We start from the raw sequence: 12,425 nt of genomic DNA, 5'->3' as shown, positions 1-12,425 counted from the left end.
CATGCGCACCGGAGCCGACTACCTGGCCTCCCTGAACGACGGGCGCGTAGTGCTCGTCGACGGGGAGAAGATCGACGACGTCACCACCCATCCGGCTTTCGCGCCAGTGACCCGGACGATTGCCGAGATGTTCGATCTGGCCGCGGACGAGGCCAACGGCATGCAGTACGTCGCACCCGAAACCGGGAACGCGGCCAATCGGGTGTTCTCGATTCCCCGGTCGCGGGAGGAGCTCGCGCAGCGGCGGGAGGCGATCGAGCGGTGGGCGAAGCACACGCACGGCTGGATCGGCCGTAGCCCCGACCATGTGGGGACGTTCCTCGCCGCGTTCGCGGCGCATCCCGAGGTGTTCGCAGCCGAGGGTGGGCACGACTTCGGGGCGAACGTGTCCGAGTTGTACCGGCGGTTGCTCGACGAGAACCTCTACGTCTCGTACGCGATCATCCCGCCACAGGTCTCACGCGCGACGACGGCGTCGGGCTGGGAGGGTGAGTACCTGCAGGCCGGCGTGGTCGAGGAAACCACCGAGGGTCTGGTCATCCGTGGTTCGCAGATGCTCGCCACCGGCGGGGCGATCGCGGACGAAATCTTCGTCTCGTGCATCAAGCCGCTCGGCCCGGACGACAAGGACTTCGCCGTCGGGTTCGTGGTCCCGACCAACGCCCCCGGTCTCAAGCAGTACGTCCGCCGCCCGTACATCCCGGCCGCGACGAGCTCGTTCGACTACCCCCTGACCTGCCGCTACGACGAGCCCGACTCGCTCCTCGTCTTCGACGACGTCCTCGTGCCGTGGGATCGAGTATTCGTCGACCGCGACACCACCGGCGTCCGCCGGCAGTTCTTCGAGACCGGGGCCCACGTTCTCGGCAACTGGCAGGCTCAGATCCGCTTCGCGACGAAGCTGGAATTCATTGCCGGCGTGGCGCGCCGGGTCACCCAGGTCAACGGGGTGGACAAGATCCCCAGCGTTCAGGAGAAGCTCGGCGAACTCGCCGCACTCGTCAGCGGAGTCCGTTCCGCGGTGCTGGCCGCCGAGTACACCGCCGAGCCGGATTCGGCCGGGATGTGGCTGCCGGGCAGGCAGGCGCTGTACGGGTCGATGGGCCTGCAGTCGGAGATCTACCCGCGGGTGATCGCGATCCTGCGCGACCTCGTCGGCGGCGGTGTGCTGCAACTCCCGTCGAGCGTCAAGGATCTCACCAGTCCGCTGACGTCCCGGGACATCGAGCACTACGTCCAGTCCCCCGGTGTGCCGTCCGAGGAGCGCGTCAAGCTCTTCAAGCTGGCCTGGGACATCATCGGATCCGAATTCGCCGGACGACACCAGCAGTACGAGATGTTCTACGCCGGTGCCCCTTTCGTGGTAAAGGGCGCATACACGTACCGCAACTACGACTACGACAGCGCCGTCGCGGCAGTGCAGCAGTTCACCGACGGCTACAAAGCGGAAAGCGAGTAAACCCTCATGGCCAAGCCCGAATTCGAATTCTTCCCGGTCACCGACGTCGAGTGGACGGTATGTCCGGGTGACGATCCGAAGATCACCGAACGCATCCTCGCCAAGGACCCGGAAGGCAACGTCGCCACCCGGATCCTGCGCTACGAACCCGGCGCCGACTCGACACCGATGGGCGTGCAGAAACACGACTTCTGGGAGGAGGTCTACATCCTCGAGGGGTCGTTCACCGACCTGACCCTCGGCGAGACGTTCACCGCGGGAATGTACGCCTGCCGGCCGCCCGGCATGCCGCACGGCCCCTGGAGCACGGACGAGGGCGTCGTCACCTTCGAAGTCCGGTACCACAGTAAGTAGGCCCACGATGACCCTTCCGGCATTCCACGCCCCCACCCCGACGGACATGCGACGAAGCATGGGCCGGTTCACCACCGGCGTCGCCGTCGTCAGCGCCGACGACGGCGACGGCAGCCCCAGTGCCATGACGATCAGCTCCCTGACCTCGATCAGCCTGGACCCGGCGATCCTGCTCGTCTCGCTCACCCACGGCTCCCGCACCACCGAGGCCGTGGAAGCCGCGGGCTCGTTCGCTGTGTCCGTCCTCGGCTCACGCCAGGAAGCTCTCGCCCGCCGCTTCGCCACACGGGGCGGCGCCCGATTCGACGACCTGCCCTGCGATCGCAGCCGCTCGGGTCTGCCGCTGATCAAAGATGCTCTGGCCCAGCTCGAATGCAGGGTCCACAGCGCCCACGACATCGGCGACCACCGCGTCTTCTACGGCGAGGTCACCGACATGCGCTGTCGGGAGGGCACCGGCCTGGTGTTCTACTCGGGGCGGTTCGGCGACTTCCACGACTTCGGTCACGACGAGGTTCCCTGGTTGTTCTGATCCGGCCGAACGTGCTCACCGGCGCATCACCGACCGGTGCGCCGGCGAGCACGTGCATTTCGCCGTCCTCGGCATGACTACCGGGTGGAGCCCCGCACGACGAGGCGTCCGTGGAGGTGTCCCGGGGGGACCGGCCGGTCAGAGTTGTCGAGGCGGTTGACCAGCAGTGTGACGGCTACGCGGGCAAGGTGTTCGGGCTTCAGATCCACCGAGGTGATGGGGGGAACGGCGGATCGGGTGTGCTCCGAGTCGGAGCCGCCGACGATCTGCACGTCGCCGGGGACGTCGAATCCTCGTTCCCGGACCCGCGCGAGCACCCCCGCCGCGTGCCGGCCGGTGAGGCAGTACACCGCGTCGGGTGGATCGCTCCGGTCGAACAGTTCGTCCGCGGCGTCGCGTCCGCCGGCCTCACCCGTGGTCTCGGGCCGGATGGCGACCTGAGCGTCCTGACCGCGTGTCGCTGCCCACGCTCGGTAGGCGGCCTCGGCGCCCAGGTTCCACGAATTGGGATCGGTTCCGGCAACGAGAGCCACTCGCGTCGCCCCCGCGTCCTCGAGGTGCTGCAGCACTCGGTCGGTCATGAGTTCGGTGTCGGTGTCGAGCCAGGCGTCGTACGCGGCCCTCGCCGGATCCTTGCCGACGGACAGGAACGGCACACCCTCCCCGAGGAGCATCTCGATGAGGGGGTCGTTCGTGACGGGTTCCGTGATCAGGAACCCGTCACAGGCGAGGGCGGCGGCCGGCGACTCGTCGCGCGTCGGATCGGACACCAGCATGAGCCCGTATCCGAAATCCATCGCGGCCAGGGCCGCCGAACCCGCGAACCGCAGGAAGTAGTCGACGCCCTCGGGGAGAGACGAATCCAGTGTCTCGAGTGGCCGGAGCACGAGGGCGAGCACGCCGAGACGGTTGCTGCGCAGGCTCCTCGCCACCACGTCCGGTCGGTAGCCGAGGGATTTTGCGACCGAGCGGACACGCTCGCGCGTCGCGGTGGCGACGACGCCCTTGCCGCTGAACGTGTGCGACACCGTCGTGGTCGACACCCCCGCGTGCCGTGCCACGTCGGCGATGGTGGGCCGCGATCGCTTCTCCGTCACGCACTCAGGCTACCAACAGCCCGACCTGCACCAAATCGATTTGTTAATTCGCTTTCGCGACTCTTGTCCAAATCGATTTGGTTCCGTACGGTGACCGAGGTCACGCCAGATCGGCGATTGCGCCCACCAGCCGCACATCCGTGCTCATCTATCCGGAGGACCCCATGGCATCGACAAAAGCAGATCCGCGCGCGGTGACGCCCGGCGAAACACCGTCGGCCGATCGCGCCGGGCGGGTGGAGACACACGGCATCGACTTCATCCCCGACAGCGAACGGCACGGCCGCGCCCGGGACCTGTTCGCGGTGTGGGCGGCGCCCAACGTGAGCTACCTGGCCCTGGTCGTCGGCGGCGCACTGATCCTGATGGGCCTGTCCTTCTGGCAGGCGCTGGCGGTGATCGTGGCCGGCAACCTGTTCTCGATCCTCACCGGAATCGTCGCCGCCAGCGGACCCGCGTCGGGCACGCCCAGCGAGGTGATCACGCGGGCGATCTTCGGCATCCGCGGCAACCGGGTGAACATTCTCGTGACCAGCTGGTTCATCAGCGTCTGCTACCTGGCGCTGAACTGGGCGGCCGCGTCGTACACGGCCTTCCGGCTCGTCGAACGGTTCGGGATCGACGCGACCACCCCCGTCAAGGTCGTCGTCATCCTGGCGATCGCCGCCGTCACGCTGGCCATCGGCGTGTACGGGCACGCCACGATCGTGCGGCTCTACCAGCCGCTGGCCCTGGTGCTGACGTCGATCTTCGTGGTGATGGCCGGATACGTCCTCGGCAACGCCGACTGGGGCTACCAGCCGACGGAGGCACTCCACGGAATCGGACTGTGGGCGACGGTGGCCGCGGGTGTGTCGATCGTGGCGTCGGCCCCGCTGTCCTACACCAACAGCGCGGACTTCGCCCGCTTCGCCGGTGTCGGTCACCGCCTGGACGGCGCTCGGCGCGTTCGTCCCCAGCGTGTTGTTCACCGCGCTCGGCGCACTCGCCGGCACCGGACTCGACATGGCCGACCCGCAGATCGCACTCGAGGCCATCCTCCCCTCCTGGTTCACGCCGATCTTCCTGCTCGCCGTCATCGTCGGCACCATCGCCAACAACGCGATGACCGCATACAGTTCCGGGCTCGCGCTGCAATCGGTCGGGCTGCGCCTGCGACGCTCGCGCAGCGTCCTCCTCGACGGCTCGATGGGCGTCGCCATGACGCTGTACGCCCTGCTCGTCTCCAACTTCCTCGACACCGTCAGCAACATGATGCAGCTCGTCGTGACCGTGATGGGTCCCGTGATGGCCGTCTACGTCGCCGACGTCCTGTGGCGCCGCAACCGCTACGACGGCCTCGGGCTCGGCGACGAAACCAGCAGCAGCCCCTACTGGTACAGCGGTGGGTTGACGTCCTCTCGGCCGTGAACGACCGAGAATCCCCTCGAGACTCGCGTCCCGAGGTTCCTGTTTCACCGACAGTCGCCACCCCGCACGTTATGTGCGAGGTGGTCTCACACCGTCTCCGCAGGCTGCCACCGTCAGTCCGACGGCCAAAATGTTCCTTGCCGCGTTCACGTCGCGGTCGTGGACGACGCCGCATCGGCACGTCCACTCCCGCACGTTCAGCGGCATCGCCGAGGCGACCTCCCCACACACCGAGCAGGTCTTCGACGACGGACAGAACCGATCGATCACCACCACCCGCCGCCCACTCGAGCATCGACCGGAACTCGGACCACCCCGCATCCGAGATCACCCGAGACAACGACCGATTCTTGACCATGTTCCGCACACTCAGATCCTCGATGGCGATCACTTGGTTTTCGCGCACCAGTCGAGTGGAGAGCTTGTGCAGATAATCGCGACGCCGATCGGCGATCCGACCATGAATCTTCGCGACCTTCAGTCGGGCCTTGGCCCGGTTCCGGGATCCCTTCTGCTTCCTGGCGAGTGCTCGTTGCGCCTTCGCCAACCGCTCACGATCCGTGCGCTCGTGGCGCGGGTTGGTGATCTTCTCCCCCGTCGAGAGCGTGTAGAGGCTCGTGATCCCGGCATCGAGCCCGACCACCCGATCGACCGGCTCGAGTTCGGTGATCGTGTCCTCGACGAGGATCGAAACATGGTACTGGCCACGAGCATTGCGCGACACCGTCACCTGCGACGGCGTAGCCCCCTCCGGCAGCGGCCTCGACCACCGAATATCCAGGGGTTCGGACTGCTTGGCCAACCGGAGCTGCCCATCCCTGAAAATGAAGCAGTTCGAGTAGTAGGTCGCCGAATCCTTCGACCGCCCCTTCCTCTTGAACTGCGGGTAGCCGGTCTGCTTGCGCCAGAACCTCTCGAACGCGCCCTGCAACTGCCGCAGCGATTCCTGCAACGGCCCCTTCGACGGCTCCGCCAACCACTCCGCCTCGGCATCCCGCTTCCATCCGGTGAGCATCTTCGAGGTATCCGCATAGGTCACCCGCCGCCGCTCCTGCGACCAGGCACGCGACCGCTCCGCCAACGCCCGGTTGTAGACATCCCGGGTGCACCCGAACGTCCGAGCAAGCTGTTCCGCCTGCACCGCAGACGGATAGAAGCGAAACTTGAACGCCCGCTTCACCACCCTCCCCGCCATAACCCAGACACTAGCCACACAGTCCGACAAAACCAGATCGGCTCACCCGGACCTGAAGGACAGGGTTTGCGCCGAAAGACTCACGGATCAATTGCTCCACAGCTTTATTCACACAATCTGGATAACGAGGACGATCATGACCGAATCCACCACTGCCCGCCCTCACGTCTGCGTCGACGACACCCGGCCGCACGAACGCGGCATCGCCCGCGGCACGCAGCTGCGCACCGACCTGCCTGCGTCCGTGGAACTGTATCTGCGCCTGTTCGACACGGTCGGCGTCACCGAGTCCCGCACCCGCGACAGCGCGCACCGCCTCGCGGATGTCCTGGCGGCGTGGAGCCCCCGGTACCTCGAGGAGATCGAGGGCATCGCGGCCGGCGCCGGGCTCGAGCCCTGGCACGTGATGGCGCTCAACGGCCGGACGGAGATCCTGTCGCAGGCAACCGCGGCCCGTCCCGGCGAGTGCTCCACCATCGCCTACGCACCCGCGGATCGTCCGTCGGCGCCGTTCGGCGTCCAGACCTGGGACTGGCACGAGGAATTGGACCCGTACTGGCACACCCATCAGGTGCGCGGAACCCGCCACAGTTACGTGGGGCTGACCGAGCACGGCATCCTCGGCAAGATCGGCATGAACAGCGCGGGTCTCGGAATCTTCTTCAACATCCTCGGCCACCGCGACGACGCACCGGCCGGGGTGCCCGTGCACGTCCTGTCGGCGGCGGTCCTCGGTGAAGCCGGAACCGTCGACGAAGCCCTCGAACTGCTGCGCTCGGCACCGATCGCCACCTCGGGCGCATTGACCCTGCTCGACCCGGACACCGTCGCTTGTGCCGAGGTCAGCCCCGTCGGCGTCGCGACGCTCCGCCCGAGCGGCGGATTCCTGACGCACACCAACCACTTCCTCGACCCGGCCAACGCCGCCCGCGAGAAGACCGGTCTGTACGAGCCGGACTCGCAGGACCGCTACGGTCTGATCGCCTCACGGCAGCAGCGGTACGCCGAGCCGGCCGTCGCCGATCACCTCGTCGAGTACCTGTATTCCGATCCGGGGCAGCCCCAGCTGTGCTGCGTCCCCGCCCCGGACGCCGTCTTCGGTCAGCGCTGGGCCACCCTCGCGACAGTGCTGCTCGAACCCGGGCACCGCCGCGCCCGCATCCTCGCCGGCACACCGATCGACGCCCGCCGACGGGCATGGACCACACTCGACGCCACCGAGCCCGCGTGTGTCGTCGGCGGGTGACGCGGCGGCCTGTCCCGGGTACGTGACCGGCAAAGCGTGTGCCCGCACTCTTTCCCACTCACCTGGGTCAGGACACCAGATTCGCTGAGGCCCAGTCCATGTGCGCCTGAATCGCTTTGGCCGCTTCGTCGGCGTCGCCGGTTTCGATGGCGTCGACGATGGCGCTGTGGCGGCCGACGTCCATGTTGCCGACGGCGCGGTCGAGGCCGGCGAACATGATCGACATCCGGATCGATCCTTCGAGGGAGATCCACGAGTGCAGGAGTGTGTCGTTACCGGTCAGGGAGCACATGGTGCGGTGAAAGTTCAGGTCGGCCTCGATGCGGGCTTCGAGGACGGCGGTGTCCATGACGTCGAGGGCGGCGCGCAGTTCCGCGATGACGGTGGTGCGGTCGGCCAGGCCGGCGAGTTCCCGGACGGCCAGCGCCTCGAGTGCGGCGCGGACGGCGAAGATGTCGCGGATCTCCTTGGAATCGAGGTGCCGGACGTACAGCCGGCCCCGCGCGCCGGCGGAGATCAACCCCTCCTGCTGGAGTTGCCGCATCGCCTCGCGGAGCGTGCCGCGGCTGATCTGCAGCATCTCGGACAGTTCGGTCTCCACGAGCGGGCTGCTCGGCGCCAGCTCCCCGCTGGTGATCGCGACCCGCAGGGCGGCGACGGCTTGCTGACGGAGGCTGGTCTTCTCCAGCCCGAGCAGTGCGGCGGGTTGTCCGGCCATGGGTGCCTCCGTGGGGTCAGCGATCAACAGTCGACAGCGGTCTGTTGACAGCAATCTGTTGACAGCCATCGTACGGCCCGCGCCGCCCGGGCTGCGGCGTGGGCCGTACGCGCTGGTCATGCCAGTTCGCCCAGAACCTTGGCGACGATCCGGTCCGTGCTCAGGCCGTACCGCTCGTGCAGGGTGGGCAGGGCACCGGCGTCGAGGAACTGGTCGGGGAGAGCGATCGGCACGATCCGCTTGCCGAGCCCGGCCGTGACGACGGCGGCGGCCACTGTCTCGAAGAGACCGCCGATCACGGTGTGGTTCTCCAGGGTGACCACCAGTCGGTCGGTGTTCACCTCCGCGAGGACGGTCTCGGCGTCGAACGGTTTGATCGTCGGCGTGTGGACGACCGCGACGTCGACGTTGTGCGCGGCGAGTCGGTCGGCGGCCTGCAGCGCGCGCATCGTCATCAGGCCACTGGTGACGAACACGACGTCGTTGCCGCCACGGAGCACCTTGGCCTTGCCCAGTTCGAACGTGTAGTCGTACTCGTCGAGCACGGTCGCGACCTTCCCCCGCAGCAGCCGCAGGTAGGTGGGACCGTCGGAGGCGGCGAGCTGCGGGACGGCCTGTTCGATGTCGATCGAGTCGCACGGGTCGACGATGGTGAGGTTGGGGATGCCCCGGAAGATGGCCATGTCCTCGGTGGCCTGATGGCTGGGCCCGTAGCCGGTGGTCAGTCCGGGGAGCCCACCGATGATGTTGACGTTGAGGTTCGGTTCGGCGATGTCGAGGCACAGGAAGTCGTAGGCGCGGCGCGCAGCGAACACCGAATACGTGGACGCGAACGGCACCAGGCCGGTCTCGGCCATCCCGGCGGCGGCTCCGAGCAGCAGCTGTTCGGCCATCCCCATCTGGAAGAACCGGTCGGGGAACTCCTGCGCGAAGATGTGCATGTCGGTGTACTTGGCGAGGTCGGCGGACAGGCCGACGATCTTGTCGTTCTCCCGGGCGGCCTTCACCAGGGCGTGTCCGAACGGTGCGGACGTCGTCTTCTGCCCCTCGTCGACGAACGACGCGATCATGGCCGACGTCTTGAGCTTGGGCTTGCTGGCGGTGGTCATGTCAGGCGTCCTTGTGGTCGAAGCCGGCGGTGAGCTGGTCGCGGCAGATCTGCCACTCGTGTTCGTCGATGCGCATGAAGTGCGCCTTCTCCCGGGTCTCGAGCAGGGGCACGCCCTTCCCGACGCGGGTGTCGCAGAGGATGATCGACGGCTTGCCGTCGGATTCGGCGGCGGCGTGGTCGAACGCGCGCACCAGTGCGGTGACGTCGTTGCCGTCGACGCGTTCGACGTGCCACCCGCAGGCCGCCCACTTGTCGTGCACGGGTTCGGTGCTCAGCACCGTCGAGGTCGCACCGTCGGCTTGGAGGGCGTTGATGTCGACCATCGCGGTGAGATTGCCGAGCCGGTGGTGATGGGCGCCCATGGCCGCCTCCCACGTCGAACCCTCGTCGAGTTCGCCGTCGGAGAGGAAGTTGAAGACACGGGCGGTGGAATGCTGGTGACGCAGCCCGAGTGCCATCCCGACCGCGATGGTGAGACCGTGGCCGAGGGAGCCGCCGGAAATTTCCATGCCAGGGGTGTACGTGGACATCGCCGACATCGGGAGCCGGGAGTCGTCGGAGCCGTAGGTTTCCAGTTCGCTGCGGGGGATGATTCCGGCCTCGGCGAGCGCGGCGTAGTGGCCGATGGCGTAGTGGCCGGTGGACAGAAGGAACCGGTCTCGGCCCTCCCATGCGGGATCGTCTGCGCGGTAACGTAGTTGGTCGGCGTAGACGGTGGCGAAGATGTCGGCGGCTCCGAGCGCCTGCCCGACGTATCCCTGGCCCTGTTCCTCACCCATGTCGAGGACGTTGTGCCGCATGCGGTAGGCGAACTGTTCGACGTTCGCGATGCGCGACGCGTCACTGGTCGTGTCTTCGGCCGCGGTGGTGGCGGTTGTGGTGGTCACAGGAGTTCCTTTTCCTTGCGGATCGTGGGCGTGGTGCCGGTGGACGTCGGCGCGTCGACGCTTTTGGAATCGGCGCGCGCCGCAGCCTCGGCGGCGAGGCGCCGTTCGGTGGGTCCCCAGGTCTCCCTGGTGATCAACGCCGCCCACAGTCCGATCAGGGCGTACGTGCTGAACAGCAGCGCCGGACCCCACCAGCCGAAGGAGACGAACAGCAATGTGGTGACGAAGGGCGTGAAGCCGGAGACCATCGCCGAGATCTGATAGGCGAGGGACGCTCCCGAGGCGCGGCGTGAGGCGTCGAAGAGTTCGGGGAACCACGCACCCTGCGCTCCCGCCATCGAATTCTGGCAGACCGCGTAGGCGATCACGATGGTGGCGATGACCAGGATGAACAGGCCGGTGTTGACCAGAAGGAACATCGGGATTCCGAACAGTGCCGCGAAGGCGCAGGACGCGATGTAGAGGGGGCGTCGTCCGATACGGTCGGTGAGTCGGGCCCAGGCGACGGTGGCGAAGATGCCGATTGCGGACGCGATGCAGAGGGCGACAAGGGTTTCGGACTTCCCGGCGAGACCCTGGTTGTGCAGGTAGGAGATCATGTAGGTGATCGACACCGCGTAACCGGCCGTCTCGGCGACTCGAAGACCGATGCCGCGCAGAATGTTTCGCCAGTCGTATTTGATGGATTCGAGTACCGGGGACTTGACGATGTCGCCCTCGTTCTTGACGTCCTCGAAGACCGGGGACTCGGGCACCTTCGACCTGATGACCAGGCCGACCATCACCAGGACGATGCTGGCGAGGAACGGCACCCGCCAGGCCCAGTCGCCGCCGAGGTGCACGCTGAACAGGAACACCAGATTCGCCAGCAGCAGTCCGACGGGGAAGCCGGCCTGCACGATGCCGGTGAACTTGCCCTTGGACTTCCAGGGGGCGTGCTCGTAGCTCATCAGGATCGCACCACCCCACTCGGCGCCGAACGCGAGGCCCTGGACGACGCGGACGAGGACCAGCAGCACCGGCGCGATGAGCCCCACCTGCGAATAGGTGGGCAGCAGGCCGATCGCGAAGGTCGCGAGACCCATCGCGATCAACGACGCCACCAGCACGGGCTTGCGACCCAGCTTGTCTCCGAGATGTCCGCCGAGCACCCCGCCGAGCGGGCGCGCCGCAAAGCCGACACCCAGCGTCGCGAACGCGGCGAGTGTTCCGGTGACCGGGTCGGCGCCCGGGAAGAAGGCGGTACCGAAGTACAGCGCGGCGGCCGTGCCGAAGCCGATGAAGTCGTACGTCTCGATGACGGCACCCACCGAGGAGCCGATTGCTACGCGCTTCGCGTCCTTGGTGCCATGGACAGGACCTCGCATCCTGAGTGTTTCGGTACTCATGGGGACTCCTCTTCGAGCTGCCGGTTTCTACGATTGCCGCCGATTTGTTGACTGTCAACAGTGCGGTTCCAATAGTGTGATCCGAGCCACGTCAATATGTCAACCGTTACCCGCCGACGGTTGACTGTTAACAGTCGATCGGCTTACTGTGGTGGCAGTCACCTACCGCGCCGTCGACCTCCCTGTTCTCCACCGCATCGGACGGGACGCGCGATTCCAGCAACACGAGGAGCGATCATGTCGTCCATTCAGCGCACCGCCGTCATCACCGGCGCCACCTCCGAGCGCGGGATCGGTCTCGCCACCGCCCGCCGCTACGCCGAAGAGGGCTGGGCGATCGTCGTTCTCGACCTCGACGGGGAGAAGTCCGCGAAGGTCGCCGCCGAGATCGGCAACGAGTTCGGGGTACCGGCCTTCGGTCACGACATCGACGTCGCCGACGAGAACTCGGTCCAGCGGGCGCACGACGGTGTCGCCGCCGAAGTCGCCGGCGGCAACCTCCCCGCTGTGGGTGCGCTCGCGAACATCGCCGGCATCACCTCGCCGGTGCCGTTCCTCGAGACCACGCTGGAACTGTGGAACAAGGTGATGGCGGTCAACGCCACCGGCACTTACCTCGTCACCCGCGCGTTCCTGCCGGCCATGATCGACAACGGCTGGGGGCGTGTGGTGAACATGTCGTCCGTTTCCGCCCAGCGGGGTGGCGGCGTCTTCGGCAAGGTGCCCTACTCGTCCGCCAAAGCCGCGGTTCTCGGTTTCACCAAGTCACTCGCACGGGAACTCGGTGACAGCGGAGTCACCGTCAACGCCGTCACCCCCGGTGCGGTCGACACCAGCATCCGCGTGGGCAGCACCGCCGAACAGGAAGCCGCACTCTGCCGCGACATCCCCCTCGGCCGGGTCGCGACCACCACCGAGGTCGCCGCCGTCATCACCTTCCTGTCCTCGCAGGACGCCGCGTACCTCACCGGCACCACCGTCGACATCAACGGCGGCAGCCACCTGCACTGAGTCGGTGCAGCCACCGC

Annotated in this window: 10 protein-coding genes and 2 pseudogenes; 6 read left to right on the top strand and 6 right to left on the bottom strand. The window is 67.1% G+C overall.

Going from position 1 to position 12,425, the window contains the following annotated elements; all coding sequences use genetic code 11:
- Position 1 precedes the first annotated feature (1 nt).
- From PSR88_RS19590 to PSR88_RS19580, 3 genes are read left to right on the top strand one after another with little or no spacing between them, the layout of a single operon-like run.
- The gene (locus PSR88_RS19590; protein ID WP_011596400.1) at positions 2–1,459 is read left to right on the top strand and encodes a pyrrole-2-carboxylate monooxygenase subunit; all 1,458 of its coding nucleotides are present in this window, start codon (positions 2–4) and stop codon (positions 1,457–1,459) included.
- 6 nt (positions 1,460–1,465) lie between these two features.
- Complete coding sequence (locus tag PSR88_RS19585; RefSeq protein WP_016884597.1) at positions 1,466–1,813, top strand: cupin domain-containing protein; 348 nt, start codon at positions 1,466–1,468, stop codon at positions 1,811–1,813.
- Positions 1,814–1,820: 7 nt separating this feature from the next.
- Complete coding sequence (locus PSR88_RS19580) at positions 1,821–2,345, top strand: flavin reductase family protein (RefSeq protein ID WP_011596398.1); 525 nt, start codon at positions 1,821–1,823, stop codon at positions 2,343–2,345.
- 77 nt (positions 2,346–2,422) lie between these two features.
- On the opposite strand, the gene PSR88_RS19575 is transcribed toward PSR88_RS19580, so the two are convergent.
- Positions 2,423–3,442 (bottom strand): LacI family DNA-binding transcriptional regulator, encoded by a 1,020-nt coding sequence (locus PSR88_RS19575; RefSeq protein ID WP_011596397.1) that lies wholly within the window; start codon positions 3,440–3,442, stop codon positions 2,423–2,425.
- 164 nt (positions 3,443–3,606) lie between these two features.
- Here PSR88_RS19575 and PSR88_RS19570 point away from each other — a divergent pair.
- Positions 3,607–4,852, top strand: a pseudogene (locus PSR88_RS19570) (purine-cytosine permease family protein).
- A gap of 69 nt (positions 4,853–4,921) precedes the next feature.
- Here PSR88_RS19570 and PSR88_RS19565 read toward each other — a convergent pair.
- Positions 4,922–6,047 (bottom strand): annotated as a pseudogene (locus PSR88_RS19565) (RNA-guided endonuclease InsQ/TnpB family protein).
- A 136-nt stretch (positions 6,048–6,183) separates the two neighbouring features.
- On the opposite strand from PSR88_RS19565, the gene PSR88_RS19560 reads away from it, so the two are divergent.
- Positions 6,184–7,293: a C45 family autoproteolytic acyltransferase/hydolase gene (locus PSR88_RS19560; RefSeq protein ID WP_016884603.1), complete on the top strand. Its 1,110-nt coding sequence runs from the start codon at positions 6,184–6,186 to the stop codon at positions 7,291–7,293.
- A gap of 67 nt (positions 7,294–7,360) precedes the next feature.
- Here PSR88_RS19560 and PSR88_RS19555 read toward each other — a convergent pair whose 3' ends face one another.
- From PSR88_RS19555 to PSR88_RS19540, 4 genes are all read right to left on the bottom strand, one after another.
- Positions 7,361–8,011 (bottom strand): GntR family transcriptional regulator, encoded by a 651-nt coding sequence (locus tag PSR88_RS19555; RefSeq protein ID WP_016884604.1) that lies wholly within the window; start codon positions 8,009–8,011, stop codon positions 7,361–7,363.
- A gap of 116 nt (positions 8,012–8,127) precedes the next feature.
- A complete protein-coding gene (locus PSR88_RS19550; protein ID WP_007296231.1) occupies positions 8,128–9,120 on the bottom strand; it encodes a transketolase family protein in 993 nt (330 codons plus the stop codon).
- 1 nt (position 9,121) lies between these two features.
- Positions 9,122–10,009: a transketolase gene (locus PSR88_RS19545; RefSeq protein ID WP_007296232.1), complete on the bottom strand. Its 888-nt coding sequence runs from the start codon at positions 10,007–10,009 to the stop codon at positions 9,122–9,124.
- The gene (locus tag PSR88_RS19540) at positions 10,006–11,397 is read right to left on the bottom strand and encodes an MFS transporter (RefSeq protein ID WP_007296233.1); all 1,392 of its coding nucleotides are present in this window, start codon (positions 11,395–11,397) and stop codon (positions 10,006–10,008) included. Before PSR88_RS19540 ends, PSR88_RS19545 begins: the two co-directional genes overlap by 4 nt.
- A 237-nt stretch (positions 11,398–11,634) precedes the next feature.
- Between PSR88_RS19540 and PSR88_RS19535 the strand changes: the two genes are divergently transcribed.
- Positions 11,635–12,408: an SDR family NAD(P)-dependent oxidoreductase gene (locus tag PSR88_RS19535; protein ID WP_009476932.1), complete on the top strand. Its 774-nt coding sequence runs from the start codon at positions 11,635–11,637 to the stop codon at positions 12,406–12,408.
- Positions 12,409–12,425 lie beyond the last annotated feature (17 nt).

This window comes from Rhodococcus sp. DK176 (assembly GCF_038447315.2).
Taxonomy (GTDB): domain Bacteria; phylum Actinomycetota; class Actinomycetes; order Mycobacteriales; family Mycobacteriaceae; genus Rhodococcus_F; species Rhodococcus_F jostii_A.
The sequence above is the reverse complement of the archived record's forward strand: the minus strand, read 5'-3'. Positions and strand labels throughout refer to the sequence as shown.